Genomic DNA, 16,653 nt, shown 5'->3' with positions numbered 1-16,653 from the left:
TCAGCATTTTCTGGATCTGTACCTAAGTCTGCTTCTTCCTCATCTGTTAGGCCATCTTCATCTGTATCAACGGCTGGGTCTTCTGGTACGACTACAGCTACCGGTTCACTTTCATTTCCAGCTTCATCCGTAGCAATAACAGATAAATCTTCCCCAGTTTCAACTAAATCAGGAGCTACATTTATAGTAAACGTTCCATCTGCTGCAATGGCACCTTCACCAACAGGTTCATCTGCTAGATTATACACTGTTACAGTATCACCTGGCTCATCACCTGCACCGGACACAATGTACCCATCTGTACTGTTTCCATCAATTTCTGTGGAATCCAATACAGGAGCAGTTACATCTTCATTAAATGTGACTGTACCTGCATCTTCTAAACTACTTAATAATTCCGCATCAACAACAGAATCACTAATTCCTGCACCATAAACAGGTACATCACCACTGATTCCAGTTGGTTTTGAAATGGTTGCTGTTACATCTACTGTTGTAGTACCTAATATTTGAGCTCCTGCCAGATCATTAGCTAGATCGATAGATCCATCTGCTAAACCATCTGTTAAGCCACTAACTATTGAGACCGCTTCTTCTTTGAAAGGATCCAAAATAGTGGAAACTAACGTATCTAATGTCCCACTGATTATTCCTAATGGATCATCTACCCCATCTAATAGTACAACATCTAAATTATCAATGGCAGTTAATACATCTTGTATTGTTGCGTTTACTACATCTTGTACTGCTGTTTCTAAGTGGTTACCTAAACCATCTCCAAAGTTGACAACAATTGATCCATCTTCATTCACCGTTGCAGTGACTTGATCTTCATAGTCTAATAAATCAGCTAGAGCACTGTCTAGGTTGTTTAAGTTATCAATAGCTGTGTTTAATTCAGCTACTCCGTTAACTTCAACGAGTCCATCTAATGGTCCATCACTTACGAAAGTATCAATTTCTTCAACCACTGCTGTTGTTAAATCAGTTAGCGTACCAGTTACTCCGCCGATAGCATCATTTAATAGAGGTAAATCAGCCATTGTTAAGGGTAAAATTTCAACTGAAACATCCGCTTGTTCATCCGCAGTTAGTATTCCTGCTAATTCTTCCGCATGAAATACAACAGTTCGTTCAGGACCAATAAGCTCTGCATTTACACCTGTACCAGTTAACCCTAAGTCCAGAGTATAATCGTCGGCGTTTTCTGTTAAAGCTGCAGTTACATCCACATCTGATAATAATTGCACCTCAGCCAAACTAGCAGCTTGCACTTCGGATTGAGAGCTTGGAATATATTTACCTAAGTATCCATCAATCGTTACTGGTGTAGTAGAAGCTATAAGTACCGCAGCTGCAGAAGCAGCAATCATTTTCTTAGTGCTGGACATTCTTTGTCGATGTCGATTATTCATTCTTTTACAAAAATCGATATTCTTTTTACCTTTTAAACGCATTTCTTGACCTCCTTAAGTAATCTAGAAATATGGGTATATTTTACTATCCTCCTTGTTATTTTTTGACTTTAACCCATAACTAAATACTAAAGGGACAATCCATTTCTTAATTTCATTTTTTTAACATTTTTTTTAATATATTAATATAAATTGACAATTCTGATATTTTTTTGTTTATTTCAACAAGAAATGAGGGTATATTTTTAAACAAATTCATACATATTAGTACTTTTATATTGAACTTTCGACATTTTTTATAGAGAAGATGTTGAATGACCTTTAATAAAAAGTAATGAAAGTCATTTTTTATTAACTCGGGAGGAATAAAAATGAGTATGCAACTTCTTACTAACGAAAAGTTAGTTGAACTTTATTGTGCTGCTAAAAAACATAAAGTCAACGAAGAATTTATTAAACTATTAGAATCAGAAATGAACAATCGACAAATAAGAATAGATAGATTAGAAGCGTAATACTGCTAAAAAAACAATCGATCAATATAGCTGATTTACAGATCGGTTGTTTTCTTTTGGGTGTTGCCAGATAATTTTTTTGTCGAAGGATAGTTAATTTCCAGATTGCTATTTACTTTCGAGGTGAATTTGCATATAATAATTTCACTCAGGTTATTACCTGAAAATAACAACGTTGTAATAAATAAGGAGGGGCGTTTAATTCATTGAGGTTGCTTGTTTATTTGGTTTATCACTTTTTTAAAAAAGGGGTTGCAAAAGATGATTAAAAAGAGAACTCGACTGGTTTTTTTCATGTTTGTATCATTAGCAATGTTTCTATTTGCTTGTTCAGAAAATGAAAGCGCTTCAAATAATAAGGGTGATGGCGATGAGCCACAAGAAATTTCCATGATGTTCAACCTGCACGTTCCAGAGGTACCTGACAGTCGTCTGGAAGAACTTTTAGAAGAAGCTACAAATACAGAATTAGATATTCGCTGGGTGCCTGACAACAATTATGCAGAAAGTTTGAATTCACAAATCGCAACTAGCAGTCTTCCTGATGTATTTTTACTAAAAGACGTGACATTAGATCAACAAAAAGAAGCAGTGCGTGATGGGCAATATTGGGAAATCGGACCCTACTTGGAAGAATTCCCTAACTTAAACCAACTAAATGAGAACATTCTAAAAAACACGATGATCGATGGTAAGCTTTATACCCTTTATGCAGGTCGCCCTCTTTCTCGACAAGGAATTATATACCGCAAAGACTGGGCAGAGGAACTAGGCCTTGATGCACCAACAAACCTTGATGAATTATACGAAATGATGAGAGCTTTCACTGAAGATGATCCTGATGGTAACGGTCAGGATGACACGATCGGCATAACCGACCGTGAAATATTAGGAACCTTTGAAAACTTTGCGACGTGGCATGGCGCCCCTAATGTCTGGGGAGAAAAAGATGGCCAACTTTTACCACAATTTATGTTTCCTGAATACCGTGAAGCAATGGACTATTTCAAAAGTTTGTTTGATAACGGTTATATCAACAAAGATGCTCCCGTTACAAGTAAAACAGACCAACAAGAAATGTTAAAGAATGGTACAGCGGGTGTTTATATTGGTACGATGGGTGATGTGGAACCAATGCATCGCGATGCAGTTGCCATTAATCCAGATGTAGAATTAGATGTGCACAATTACATTGAAGGCCCTGACGGGGAATATCGAACTCGTGCAATTCCCGGCTATGGCAGTATGCTTATTTTCCCGAAACAATCTATTGAGACAGAAGAAGAGTTAAAAGGAATTCTTGGATTTTTCGATTATTTAATGACTCCTGAAGGTTCTAACTTGCTTTATTGGGGTGTTGAAGGAGAACATTATGAGGTAGTAGATGATTTTGCAAAAGTAATCGAGGAAAATGAAGATACGTACAACCAAGAAATCCGACCTTATACACCTTTAGAAATTGGAGAACCTGAAACTAATGGCCGTTATACTGGTTACTATGAGTACGAACCACGTGCTAAAGCAGACGAATTGTATGAAGATAACAGTGATTACTTGGTTCACGATCCGACAGCCTCATTAGACTCTCCAACATGGGCTGATAAATCCGAGACACTCAATCAAATTATGGAGGATGCTGCCTACCAATTCTTCTTAGGTCAAATCGACGAAGCAGGATTTGATGAAGCAATTGAAAAATGGAAAGAAGCGGGCGGCGCTCAAGTTATCGAGGAATATACCGAAGACTACCAAAAGCAAAACGAAGAATAAAATGATAAAGCAGCCCATGAGTTAAGCTTATGGGCTGCTCTCAATTTTTATGACAAATCTTCAGTCTCTCTCATGAGATTTGTCAGTTATATCACTTTTTGTGACAAATCTTTAGCCTCTCCCATAAGATTTGTCAGTTATATCATTTTTTGTGACAAATCTTCTGCCTCTCTCATGAGATTTGTCAGTTATATCATTTTTTGTGACAAATCTTCAGCCTTGCTCACTAGATTTGTCAGTTATATCTGTTTTTAAAAACGCGTATTTCCTCATTTTCAATGGATTTATTGTTTATCTGGGTTTATTATATAATAGCTTCCTTTTTTCTTCCCTTTTTTATAAAAGTACTTGTTTAAGACATAAAGAATTCTTTTTTTAGATTCAATCCCCATCCATGTCTGGGCTACAGCTGTTGTAAGTTTCAATTGAGGGAATAAAAATTGTAATTCTTCCATATTACGTAAGATCGCACTTTGCGATTGTTCTTTCTCGCCACAGTGATCACAAACACACATCTTACCATCAATTTTTGTTTCTAATTGTCTGCATGATTGACAGCGGAGACCTTTTTTTAATTCTGTAAACGAAAAGTCTGGTAGTTGTTGAAAAGGGGATTGTGGTAATGCTACTTGTTTTAACTTTTTCGCTATTTTATAACAAATAGGATCCACTCTTGAATCAGTGTATAATTGTTGAAGATATCGATTTAATTGACTTGGCAGAATAATATTGGACTTTCTCGGAGCTTGCAACAGTGTGAATTCAGGGTTAACGAAAATAACTGCTGACTGGATAGGGATGTGAATGTCTAATTCTTGGAGTAACTGATGTAATAGCGAATCTGCTCTTGCTAATTGTGTGAGAGGATCATCAATTTCTTTACCTGAGGTGAGATATAACTTATCGTTTTCATAGAAAAATTCACCTTTGTAATTTTTCAATTCATATAAGAAAAATGTATTGTTGATAATCAATCCATAATCAATTTGGAAAAATTTATAACGATGGGGTAACCAGAGGTCTCGGAGTCTTAGATATTCGCCGGGAAGATTTTCGACACAGCGGTCAAACTGAAGTTCTCCCTCATATCCTTTCTGTAATATCCTGTATTTTCTCATTTCTTCAGATGAAAATACTTTACGATATAGGAGTGCTTCGTAAATCTGCAACTCATATGGCTTTTGCCTTTGCTTCATATTACGCCAACCTTTCTATCAAAATATTATAACCATTCGAACCTCACCCATACAGAAGCCCGAATGGTTCTACCATATCCATATTACTTTATTGATATGATATAAACAACTAGTCTGGGCTACAGCTGTTATAAATTTAAATTGAGAAATTAAAAATGCAATTCTTCAATATTACAGAAACTGGCACGGTACTTATTTTTTTGCCAACTTTCAGAGACATAAGAAATCCGTTCAACACATTGTTGAACGGATTCCTAAACCTTATCCAGTTATCACCTTATATTTATCTTCCGGTACCTCTAATATAAATGGGCAGCGTTTTCCATCTGTTAACATCACTAATTCATGCATCGCTCTCGTGCAGGCGGTATAAAAAAGTGTTCGCTCTGCTTCACCCGCATACATTGCTTCGGAAACATTCGGAATAACAACTGCATCAAATTCAATCCCTTTGGCCAAATAAACCGGTAGCAACAAAATTCCTTTTTGATAGGACCGCGTTTTCTCATTTATTTGGGTAACCAATAGCGAATCACTCAGCAGTTCAAGTAGCTCATCACATTCCTGCTGCGTCTTACAAATAAGCGCGATTGTTTCATGGCCATTTTCCTGCAATGCCTTTATCTTAGCAAGTAATGGCTCAACAATATTTCCTTGATGGATGACCAATTCAGGTTTCTGACCTTCCCTGTTAAATGGCTCGATCATTTCACCCTCCGGGGCAAAATATGTTGTGAAGTCCACGATTTGTTTGGTTGACCGATAACTCTTAGTCAAAACAATTCGCTCGTAACTTCCATCTTCATTATTCGGTACAAGCGGACTTCCCTTAATCTCATGGGTATAGATCGCCTGGTTGATATCCCCTAACAGAGTCATTCTCGTATAAGGAAACTGCTCCTTGATATAAGCAAATTGAAATGGAGAATAATCCTGTGCTTCATCAATAAACAAATGGCGTACCGACCGATCAGTAGTATCCCCTAATATACAGACTTTAAAGTATAAAAATGCTGTAGCCTCTTCCCATGCCAAGTACCCCTGGGAAAGATCTTTACTAGTCCACTCTCTTATATCATCCCAATATTCCGGTGCATTCTTTAGCGGCCAATCGGTAAACAACTTCTTATACGTTTCTAAAATATGAACGAATTGAAATTGCTTCACTTTTTGTTTCAAGCTGGCAAAAGCTTCTTGTACTACTTTTCCACGCAGAAAGTCTTCCTCCGTCTCATCAGCATATAATTCATCTTGATCCTGAGCTTGCATATGGTAATGTGCTTGTAAATATTCCTCTTTATCTAATAACTCCATCTGCTCCATGACCCAATCCTTGTTTTTTTCGTTCTGCTGCTGTTTTTTTATTTCACGTAAAAGCCATTTTGCAACAAGTTCCAATTTATTTGGAATGGCAACAGTTGGATCCAAAGAATAAAAATAATCACGAATTTGTTCTTTGGTAACAAGCACTTCTTTCCGGAATGAGATATTTTTAAACTGCAATCCGTCTTTAGTCAAGCTGGACATGTATTCATCCAAATGCTGTTTAAAGTTTAAACTTGATTTATAGTCAATACATGCTTTTTTCGTATGATAATGCGTGTCACGAACCTCTGTTAATTTATCTTCCATATGTTGAAATGGTGACTCAACGGTTAGCTTACTTCCAATTTTGTCCACAAGGTATTCATAAAATGTTGTTTGTCGTACATTCGCTTCCCCAAGTTCAGGAAGTACATTGGCAACATAGCTGCTAAATAACGGGTTTGGTGAAAATAAGACAACATTATCTTTATTTAATGTCTCACGATATCGATACATTAAATAAGCAATACGTTGTAATGCTGCAGAAGTTTTACCGCTTCCTGCTACACCTTGGACAACTAGAAAGCGATGCTGTTCATCCCTGATAATTTTATTTTGCTCTTTTTGAATGGTAGACACGATACTTTTCATCGTTGTACTGGCATTATTTCCGAGCGCTTGCTGCAACAATTCATCGCCTATAGTGACTCCCGTATCAAACATCCCTTTAATAGCGCCATTACGGATCATAAATTGTCGTTTTAACGTCATCTCACCTGTAATGGTGCCATCCATTGTTTGGTATTGAGCTTTGCCAGAGGAGTAATCATAATAAAGACTGGAAATCGGCGCGCGCCAATCAAATACAAGGAAATCATCATCATTATGATCCATTAAAGAAGCAATCCCGATATAGATTGGTTCACTAGTTGATTCGCCATCCTCCCGAAAATCAATACGTCCAAAATAGGGATTATTTTTTAATTTTTTCAACGTTTTTAACTCTTCATCTATTTTTCCGTGGAATAGCTCTCGTTCGGATAATAATTCTGCTTGCTGTTTAATACTTGCGTGTGTTTCGATGACATCATCAGATTCTTCTAGGTTTACGCTCACATCTTCCCAGAAGTTTTGCCGTAAATTGATAACACTTTCCTTTAGCCCTGCTAATTTTGTATATAACTTTTCCTGTCGCTGATCGATCTCCTCAATCACATGATTCACACGATGTTGTTCTGCTTCCCGATTTTTATTTTCTTCACTCACTAAACATCCCCCATTTATCATAATACTTATTTAACTATTGACCTTATATCTTAAATGTACGTCCTGATTGCAGCGTTTTTCCCGTAAGTAATACATTATAGCAGTTCTATAAACCCATCTCCTCCATTTACCCTGATCCTTTGTCCATCCTTGATCAACTTTGTAGCATTTTCCACTCCGACAACAGCTGGTAAGCCATATTCACGTGCGATCACTGCTCCATGGGTCATCAGTCCACCAACTTCGGTGACTAAGCCTTTTATGGATACAAACAATGGTGTCCAGCTAGGGTCAGTAAAGGTAGTGACTAATATATCTCCATCTTCTAGATCAGCATCTTCCATGTTTAAGATGACTCGTGCCCGTCCCTCTATAACTCCGGAAGAAACAGGTAGACCTACAATAGCTCCAGCCGGGAGATTTTCTCGTTTGTACTCACCTGCAATGATTTCTCCATCAGACGTAATAACACGTGGAGGAGTTAGTTTCTTATATAATTTGTACGCTTCTTTTTGTTTACTGATGATCTGGTAGTCCAATTTATTTGTGCTTACGACTTCACGAAATTCTTCAAAAGTGAGATAGTATATATCTTCTTTTTCGTGAATAACGCATGTCTGTACGAGTTGTTCCGCTTCTTTCAGTAAAGCCTGCTTATATACGAAGTAGCGATTAATCATGCCGTATTTTGGATATTCCCTAAACCCACTGAAATTCCGGATTAGGTCGATCATTCGTTTTGTTTTTTTGGCTTTTTGTTCACCATCCGGTAATTGCTTTAATCGACCTAATAACTCTTGTTCTTTTTTCAATGCCTCCTGTCGTCCTTGGTCAAATATTCGACTGCTAGCATTAGGCTCAAATTCCTTGATGTTATTGAGAATCATCGGGACAAGTGTAGTTGGTTTTTCACTCCAACGATTTTTTGTAATATCGATTTCTCCTGCACATCGCATTCCGTATTTGTTGAGATAAGCATAGATGGTATCTCGAGTTTCCTGTCCACCATCAAACTTACCCAGTTCATGTAAAAAGTTATCCTCTTCATCTTTTACATGTTGTAAATAATCAACTACTTCTGGATAAGGGCGAATCACGTCAGCTACATCCAATAGCGCCAGACCCATTTCCGAAGTGATATTATTTGGTACAGACTGAGAAAGCGTGTCTGCCACGTTTTTTTCACCTAACCACTTGTTCATTTTTTCATTGATCCATGATGAAGCATCCATAGCAGCCTTAATTACCCTTGAACTCTGTGGATCAAATAAGATCTTCTTTAATTGCTGGATATCTTCTAGAATAAAATCAAATAAATCTGATCCTGATTTCGTTTGGATGTTATGTTTTAACTCTTCTATTGATGTTTGACTACTCTTAATCAAATCAGAAACGATTGTCGGATCGTTTTCGATTTGTTCTAGAAAACTTTCAGACGTATCTCTATTGCTTTCACTGTGACTAGGTGGTTTTTCACCCGATTGTATGAAATCTTCTCGCCCTATTATGGTCATAAGTGCGTCTTTTATTAGTGGATCGGATTGTCCCAGGGTATCTAATAAAATTTCTCTGCTGTCAGGTGAAGCCAGATTATATGTGATATCAACAAACAACCTTCCACCAGCTTTACGCATAGGTGCAGGAGTCGTTAAAAGGAAAAAAGACAATCCAAATGGTTTCATGGAATCGGTCATCATTTGTTGATGACCAACAGATACATAGACGTGATTTTCTTGATCATTCGTTTCTGGAATGGGGTATAGAGTTGTTATTGGACGACTCTGGACAATATAAAATGTATCATCAACCGAACACCATTCGATATCTTGTGGACAGCCAAAATAAGCTTCGATCTGTCTCCCGATGCATGCCAGTTGTAAAATTTGTTGGTCCGTAAGTGTTTGAATATTTTGCTGATCAGGATCTATAAGCTTTGTCTCTGTTCCGCCTTCTTTTAGTCCATAGATAGCTAAGTTTTTGGTTGCTATCATTTTATCGACGATTTCCTCTTCCTGTACTTTATAACAATCTGCAGATACAAGACCAGAGACCAGTGCTTCTCCAAGTCCAAAACTAGCATCGATTGATAGTAGCTTTCGGTTAGAAGTAATCGGATCAACGGTAAATAAAATTCCGGAAGCCTGTGGGAAAACCATCCTTTGAACGATAACTGATAAATAAACTTGACTGTGGTCAAATCCGTTTTTCATCCGGTAGATTATCGCACGATCCGTAAATAGGGAAGCCCAACATTTGCTGATATGCCGCAAAATGGCTTCTTTTCCAACAATATTTAAATAGGTGTCTTGTTGACCAGCAAAGGAGGCATGTGGTAAATCTTCAGCAGTCGCACTAGAACGTACTGCATATGCACCTCCATCGCCAAACCGGGAGAGATAGTGAGCAACTGATTTCACAACATCGGAAGGAATTTCTACTTCCATAATGATTTTCCGAATCTTCTTGCTGATTTCACCAATTTGATCTCTATCCTCTACTTTAAGCAGGGTTAGTTGATCTAACAATGTTTGGAAGGCTCCGTTTTGTTCGAGGGCTTTTTGATAAGCTTCTGTTGTAACACAAAATCCTTCTGGCACTTGTATTCCATGAATCTTTGAAAGTTCCCCTAAATTTAACCCTTTTCCTCCGACAAGCAAAAGTTGCGTTTTATCGATCTCTCGAAACTCTAGTACATATGGTTTCATTTCTTCCCCTCCCATTTATCGATCCATACCAAAATAAATCATATGACAGCATTGTTCATCTGATCAACCAATTACACTGTCCACTCGTTCCTGCCCCTGGCGAGTTCCACGTTCATATCAAACACTCCTTTTTAAAAAATAAAAATAAAGGGTTGACTAAAAAGGTTTTCATAATGTAAAATAAATATAAGGATATTTATAAATAATTTTATTAACAGTGTGTATCTATATAAATTTACCACAGTTCTTCATTTTTATCAAGATATTTATACGATCATTTAGTGGTAGCGTCAGGAAAATCCGGATGTGAATTTCAATACAAAAAGGGTACCGACCCACGAAAGTTAGAGTAGCAAACCTAACTTCAGAGGTCGGTACCTTTCTTAATTAAGAAATCGGGATTTTTTCGTTCAGCCTGCAGCTTCCTATGCCCATGATGTTTATGGACTAGCAATCACACAGACAACAAAAACACCGCAATATAATTCTACGAACCAGCACCATTGTTTATCTGAAAGCTCTCCTTGTATACTGCCAACATACGAGTATCTAAATCTAGTTCGTCTTCGATCATTAAATCTTCACTCATCACTCAGTCTAACCACTTCTAGTGTTGTCTCATTCTCAATTCAATGGATTTGATTTTTTTAACAAATCTCCACTCCATACGATTAGATTTGTCAGTTATATCAGTTTTTGTGACAAATCTTCATCCTTGCTCACTAGATTTGTCAGTTATATCAATTTTTGTGACAAATCTCTATCCTTGCTCATAAGATTTGTCAGTTATATCAGTTTTTATGACAAATCCTTATCCTTGCTCACTAGATTTGTCAGTTATATCAGTTTTTGTGACAAATCTTCATCCTTGCTCATAAGATTTGTCAGTTATATCAGTTTTAAAAACACATATTTCCTCATTCTTATTAGATTTATTGTTATCTGGGTTTATTATATAATAGCAGTTATTTTCGTTAAGACTGAATTCACACTGTTGCAAGCTCCGAGGAAATCCAATATTATCCAACAACTACCGGACTCTTCAGAGCGAAAAAAGGCATCTTCTTGCGTGCTAATTTTCTATCACTCCTTGCGCCTCATCAACCTAATAAAAAAACTGGTCTATCCTCACATAGACCAGTTTTATTTTTATATTATTTTTCTGGCGCTAGCTCAATTGCTTGACGTAGCGCTTCAACCATACTGCCGTCATCAACGATTCCATTTCCTGCTATATCAAATGCGGTACCGTGATCAACACTTGTGCGAATGATTGGCAGACCAACAGTAATATTCACTCCAGCTTCAAGACCAAGGACTTTAATTGGACCGTGTCCTTGATCATGGTACATCGCAACAACAATGTCAAAATCACCACGTTGCGCGCGGAAAAATAATGTATCTGCTGGGAGAGCCCCTTCCACATTAATGCCTTCTTCCTTTGCAGACTTAATAGCAGGATCGATTTTCTCTTCTTCTTCTCCATTACCGAACAGACCATTTTCTCCTGCGTGTGGATTAATGCCGCAAACACCAATCTTCGGCTGTTTAACTCCTGACAAAGTAAGAGTATCATGAGCCAAACGAATTACCTTATAAACACGTTCAGGTTCAATACGGTTGATTGCATCAATAAGCCCCATGTGGGTAGTTACATGAATTACTTTCAACTTAGGTGAAGATAGCATCATAGAAAAATCCTTTGTATTCGTTAACTCCGCCAAAATTTCGGTATGGCCTGGATAGATATGACCACCTTTGTGCAAAGCTTCTTTATTTAGTGGCGCTGTGCAAATCGCATCAATCTTTTTATCATTCGCTAATTCAATGGCAGTTTTCAAATATTGGAATGCTGCGTCTCCAGCATCAGCCGAAACTTCCCCAAACGGAAGGTCTGCCGGAAGTAAATCCAAGTCCACACATTCTATTTCTCCAAAAGTAGTTTCAGCTAAAACTGCTTGTTGATCGATTTTATTTACCTTAATTTCAATATTTAAAACTTCTGCAGCACGTTCTAACATTTTTGCATCACCAATAACAATTGGGTGTGCTTGTTCATAAAACTCTTTATGTTGGAGACTTTTCACAATTACTTCTGGCCCTACTCCTGCTGCGTCTCCCATTGTAATACCTATAATTGGTTTCTTACTCATCATTTAAATCTCCCTTCAATACTTGCATCGCATTATAAATGGATTGGTTGTTACCAAATGCACCTGCTTTTGTTACAATTTTAAATTCTCTCTCCGTACCAATTAATGTTCCTAGTGGAATTCCTGGTTCTAATTGCTTAATCAAACGAAAACCAATTCCACCTAGCTGACGAGCGGCATCTTTCGCTGTATCGCCTCCGGTCAAAACAAGGCCTGATAGACTTTCTTTTTTTGATGAAATACCAGCAACTATTTCACCAATCGCTTGTGATATTCGCTCTCCAATTTGGTTGTCGGACAAATTCAATTCACTTCCGACATGTTTTACTTGTTTACGTATTTTTTCATTTGATGGAACATAAACTACAATGTCATCACCTGAATCGATTCCACGAACACAATCCTCAATATATCCTTTTCTTAGGGTTTCCCAATTATCTTTAAACATTTGAACTGGGTCCAATACAACAGCAGTAACATCAGTCTGTCCTGCAGCAAATTTCACTTGGCTCTGTGTCACTTCTGATAAACTTCCACATACCGTCAACACATTTGTTGATTTAGGGAATGAACGTGTCTCCACTTGTTGACTAATTCCTAACACTTCAGGTAGAACTTCAGCTAAACCTGCTGATCCAGCCCAAACGACACTTTCAGAAATACTTAAAATCTGCTGTGCCATCTGTTGTAATTCTTCTTGTGATTCTGCATCACAAACAATATACTGAGTATTTTCCTCTTTAAAATATTGTAATTTATCACGCAAGACTGAACTAGTTATATCTTTTTTTGTTAATAAACCTACTGCCTCACCAATTTCATTTTCTATCAATCTTGGTATATATGATTCTCTAACTGGGTGTTTTGGGTCTTTTGCAACTTCGGTATCTGATATTCTTACTCCATTCACATAATGAATCCCGTCCTTGGTTGTTCTCCCGTGAGCAGGAAAGGCTGGAGCTATGATTACAAACTCTGGTAAATACACCTCAGATAGCGCTTTTAACTCGATACCGATATGACCCCTTAGTGTCGAATCCATTTTTTTATAAACATAACGATAGCCAGCTTCTTTCAGAAATAAAGTCGCCTTTTTGGTTATCGATTTTGCCTCTAGACTTGATAAAGAGCGAGAATTAGTATCAATCACTAACCCACTATCTAAACCTTGAGTATGCTCAGGGATGTTAAACAAAACAGAAGTTTTAATTCCTTTTTCAGTTAATTGTACTCCACTATCATTTGCCCCCGTCAAATCATCAGCAATTATACCTATTAGATTATTCATGTTGATCCCTCATTCTATCATTATTAAGCTCATTCTTTAATTGCGTAATCTTCTGGTAGATGTACACCTTTTTTCTCTAATCGTTTAACTAAAAAAGCAATATATATTGGTAATAAAACTGCTGACGTTACCGTTGATGCCGCAACTTGAACAGTTGCAAGATCCACATGTGTTGCAAAACTCGCACTAGCCGCTGCAATTGCTGCAGGTGTTGCCACCGCATTTCCAGCAGTAGATCCTTCTGCTGCACCTGCAATCGGATTCCATTTCATTGCTTTAAAAACAAAGTATCCAAATGTTCCAGTAACAAATACCGTCAATAGTCCAAGAATGATACCTGATAAACCACCCTCTATAATACTTCCAAAATCAATTCCCATACCTAACGCGAACGCAAAGAACGGAATTAACATCGAGCTTCCCTTATCTAAAAACGTTCTCATTTCTCCGTCTAAGTTACCTAATACCATACCAACAATGATTGGAAGTAGAACAGACATAAAGGATACGAATGAGAACATACCATCAACAAACCCCATCGTACCAAATATAGCTAACGCTACCATTGTGAAAAATGGTCCATCATTTAGTGCAAGCAACGAATATGCCGCTCTATCTGTTTTGTCTCCATATTGACCAACCATAGCTACATAAAGCCCACCATTACTATTAGTCATTGCTGCAATAATAGCAATCGGCGCAAGACCTAACCAAAGCCCATTTTCACCAGCAAACGTGTAAGCGATTAATCCTATAGCAGCACCTACTACCCATTTGGTCGCTAATAACGTTGCACCTTTCCCCAGACTTACTCCTGCACTTTTTAAATTAATTTGAGCTCCCGTACATAGTAAGAATAGTGCAATTAATGTACTTGCTCCATCCACGAATAGTGCTTGTGTAAAATTACCAATTCTTAATAAATCAGGTACAAATGTGTTTAATATTGCAGCAAGCAATAACGGAACAACCATCATACCTCCTGGTATTTTCTCTAACGTCGCTTTAATTCGCATTGTAAAATCCTCCTCCGCAAAATCACAATTGTTTTATTTTGCAACAAAAATAGTTTAGTAAATCGTTTACAATTTTTATTATATAAAATAATACATCAAAAAGCAACACTTTTTAAATAGTATTCGACAATTTTTTATTAAAACGATATAATAATGTTTTGTTTTGCAACAAAAAATAGGCCTTTTGTGAAATTACCAGGCCTATTTCAACGGAATCATTTCTACTTTAACTTAAGTTTTCGCCACAACGTCGAGCGGTTTATACCTAAACGACTAGCCGCTTTGGATTGATTTTGATTTTCTTCTTCTAACACGATAGTTATTACTTGTTGTTCAATTTCTTTTAATGTTCCTTCTAAGGGTAAAGCATGATTTTCAGATACCCTACTATCTTCTGCCTCATATTGAGTTAGCAATTGTTCAACTTGAGATTTTTCAATATAATTTCCACTTGACATCATTGATAATTCACGAACAACTTGTTTTAATTGACTTAGATTACCTTTCCAAGTATATTGTTGCATTTGTTCGACTGCCTCTCGTTTCATTCCCAATGTTTCCATTCCTTCATGGGTATGAAACTCCGTAATAAAGAAATCAACATAGGCTCGGATGTCTACTTTTCTCATCCTTAATGGTGGAATATGTAACGGATACTTTGTAATTTTTTGATAAAGATCTTCTGAAAAATCACTCTCTGCTACTAACTGAACCAATGATGGATTCGTCAACACAATCACTTTTAAATGGGGCACCGAACTAATAACTTGTTCAATAGTTTCCGATGTCGCTCTAGCTAATTTGTCTATGTCTTTTATTACAAGCGTCCCCTTGTCCAATCGACTTATTTTTCTCGAGATTATTGTCATTTCCGTATCCTTTAGCTTTCCGGCATCAATCAACATAAGGGGTGCATCCTGACCAAACCGTTGAAAATGGATTTCTCTGGCTAAGGTAAACTTTCCTGTACCAGGTTCTCCTATCAGACCCACAGGTTCATCTGTATACACATAATGTCCAAGGTTTTCCTTTAAGCTATGAGCAAAGGAACTTTCCCCAAGAATGGGTTCATGACCAACACTATCATAGATGGAAATGGACTGTATTTCTGTCTCAATTAAGGAGACATGGAGAATCAATCCAATAATACCTTCGCGTTCATTAACAACAAACGCTTGAATATCGTAGCGATTATCGCCTTCTATTAATTCAGCCCAATGTGTACCCTTACCTGCTAATACCCGCTGAATTAATAAAGTGATTTTAGGTGATTTCAATATTTGTTGATCATTGATTTCATGGTCAAATTTCAGATTTTTTTCGATAATATTTTGTTGTTGGTCTAATAATACAATAGGTAAAGGAGTATTGGTGAAAGTATAACGAAAGTAATTAAAGTGTCGGTTTACTTTGCGAAAAAAATGATGAACTCGTTTTCCTTCCTCCATTGCATCCATTAACGCTTCCTTGCCAGATGTTATTAATACACCTCGTAATCCGACTTCTTCCGCAACTTGAACAGTAATAACATCTCCAATTACAACAGAATAGTTGTCTTGCTTCAATTGCTGTAAATGCCCTCTAACTTCTTTTCTATCTTCAATGGTTATCATCTTTACATCAAATTCTAAAATGTTGCAAATTGTATTAGCACCTTCTGAGATATTAGAATAACCAACTAATGCAACACCACTATCAAGTCCACGCAATAAGGTGAACACTCGAAGCATATCGTAACCAGTAATATCTATATGAACAACGGGTATGGAAATAGCATCTTGTATCATTGTTGCCGTTCCACCACGACTAATTATTAATTGATAGCCTTGTTTTTCAGCTTGTTGTGCTATTTTCACCCCTTCATCCAAGTTTCCAATCACAATATCTAACTGAATATCATCAGGATATGCCGCCTTTTTCGCTATTTCAGCCAAACCTGAATAAGGTGCAATCAACAGTGCCTTAATCATTCCAAATCCTCCAATTGTTGCAAATTTCAACAGCCCTATTATGGCATATATTCC

The 16,653-nt window shown here is 37.1% G+C and carries 10 protein-coding genes; 2 read left to right on the top strand and 8 right to left on the bottom strand.

Annotation, left to right across the window (positions count from 1 at the left end; genetic code table 11):
* Window positions 1-1,457: adhesive domain-containing protein (locus BM121_RS20960; protein ID WP_245780873.1), on the bottom strand; the 1,457-nt coding region annotated here is incomplete at its 3' end.
* A 329-nt stretch (window positions 1,458-1,786) separates the two neighbouring features.
* Here BM121_RS20960 and sda point away from each other — a divergent pair.
* Together sda and BM121_RS20950 are read left to right on the top strand one after the other, a co-directional pair.
* The gene (sda, locus tag BM121_RS20955) at window positions 1,787-1,930 is read left to right on the top strand and encodes a sporulation histidine kinase inhibitor Sda (RefSeq protein ID WP_091486552.1); all 144 of its coding nucleotides are present in this window, start codon (window positions 1,787-1,789) and stop codon (window positions 1,928-1,930) included.
* Window positions 1,931-2,191: 261 nt separating this feature from the next.
* Window positions 2,192-3,700: an extracellular solute-binding protein gene (locus BM121_RS20950; protein WP_091486550.1), complete on the top strand. Its 1,509-nt coding sequence runs from the start codon at window positions 2,192-2,194 to the stop codon at window positions 3,698-3,700.
* A 284-nt stretch (window positions 3,701-3,984) separates the two neighbouring features.
* Here the strand turns inward: BM121_RS20950 and BM121_RS20945 are convergent, their stop codons facing one another.
* The 7 genes from BM121_RS20945 to BM121_RS20915 all read right to left on the bottom strand — a co-directional run bounded on the left by BM121_RS20945 (window position 3,985) and on the right by BM121_RS20915 (window position 16,599).
* A complete protein-coding gene (locus tag BM121_RS20945; RefSeq protein ID WP_091486547.1) occupies window positions 3,985-4,896 on the bottom strand; it encodes a nuclease-related domain-containing protein in 912 nt (303 codons plus the stop codon).
* Between the two features lie 261 nt (window positions 4,897-5,157).
* A complete protein-coding gene (helD, locus tag BM121_RS20940; RefSeq protein WP_091486545.1) occupies window positions 5,158-7,467 on the bottom strand; it encodes an RNA polymerase recycling motor HelD in 2,310 nt (769 codons plus the stop codon).
* Between the two features lie 95 nt (window positions 7,468-7,562).
* Window positions 7,563-10,172 (bottom strand): phosphoenolpyruvate synthase, encoded by a 2,610-nt coding sequence (ppsA, locus tag BM121_RS20935; protein WP_091486542.1) that lies wholly within the window; start codon window positions 10,170-10,172, stop codon window positions 7,563-7,565.
* 1,154 nt (window positions 10,173-11,326) lie between these two features.
* Complete coding sequence (pdxA, locus tag BM121_RS20930) at window positions 11,327-12,325, bottom strand: 4-hydroxythreonine-4-phosphate dehydrogenase PdxA (RefSeq protein ID WP_091486540.1); 999 nt, start codon at window positions 12,323-12,325, stop codon at window positions 11,327-11,329.
* Window positions 12,318-13,613, bottom strand: coding sequence for a four-carbon acid sugar kinase family protein (locus BM121_RS20925; protein WP_091486537.1), 1,296 nt, complete (start codon window positions 13,611-13,613; stop codon window positions 12,318-12,320). Before BM121_RS20925 ends, pdxA begins: the two co-directional genes overlap by 8 nt.
* 29 nt (window positions 13,614-13,642) lie before the next feature.
* Complete coding sequence (locus BM121_RS20920; protein ID WP_091486534.1) at window positions 13,643-14,629, bottom strand: 2-keto-3-deoxygluconate permease; 987 nt, start codon at window positions 14,627-14,629, stop codon at window positions 13,643-13,645.
* A gap of 221 nt (window positions 14,630-14,850) precedes the next feature.
* Window positions 14,851-16,599 carry a sigma-54-dependent Fis family transcriptional regulator gene (locus BM121_RS20915; RefSeq protein ID WP_091486531.1) on the bottom strand — a complete coding sequence of 583 codons (1,749 nt, stop codon included), beginning with the start codon at window positions 16,597-16,599 and terminating at the stop codon, window positions 14,851-14,853.
* Window positions 16,600-16,653 lie beyond the last annotated feature (54 nt).

Origin of the sequence: Gracilibacillus orientalis, from assembly GCF_900114645.1 — a bacterium.
GTDB lineage: Bacteria > Bacillota > Bacilli > Bacillales > Amphibacillaceae > Gracilibacillus > Gracilibacillus orientalis.
The sequence above is the reverse complement of the archived record's forward strand: the minus strand, read 5'-3'. Positions and strand labels throughout refer to the sequence as shown.

Excerpts from the sequence above, each read along its gene's own strand:
- sda (WP_091486552.1), top strand. The coding sequence starts at position 1,787 with ATGAGTATGCAACTTCTTACTAACGAAAAGTTAGTTGAACTTTATTGT.
- BM121_RS20950 (WP_091486550.1), top strand. The coding sequence starts at position 2,192 with ATGATTAAAAAGAGAACTCGACTGGTTTTTTTCATGTTTGTATCATTA.
- BM121_RS20945 (WP_091486547.1), bottom strand. The coding sequence starts at position 4,896 with ATGAAGCAAAGGCAAAAGCCATATGAGTTGCAGATTTACGAAGCACTC.
- ppsA (WP_091486542.1), bottom strand. The coding sequence starts at position 10,172 with ATGAAACCATATGTACTAGAGTTTCGAGAGATCGATAAAACGCAACTT.
- pdxA (WP_091486540.1), bottom strand. The coding sequence starts at position 12,325 with ATGAGTAAGAAACCAATTATAGGTATTACAATGGGAGACGCAGCAGGA.
- BM121_RS20925 (WP_091486537.1), bottom strand. The coding sequence starts at position 13,613 with ATGAATAATCTAATAGGTATAATTGCTGATGATTTGACGGGGGCAAAT.
- BM121_RS20920 (WP_091486534.1), bottom strand. The coding sequence starts at position 14,629 with ATGCGAATTAAAGCGACGTTAGAGAAAATACCAGGAGGTATGATGGTT.
- BM121_RS20915 (WP_091486531.1), bottom strand. The coding sequence starts at position 16,599 with ATGATTAAGGCACTGTTGATTGCACCTTATTCAGGTTTGGCTGAAATA.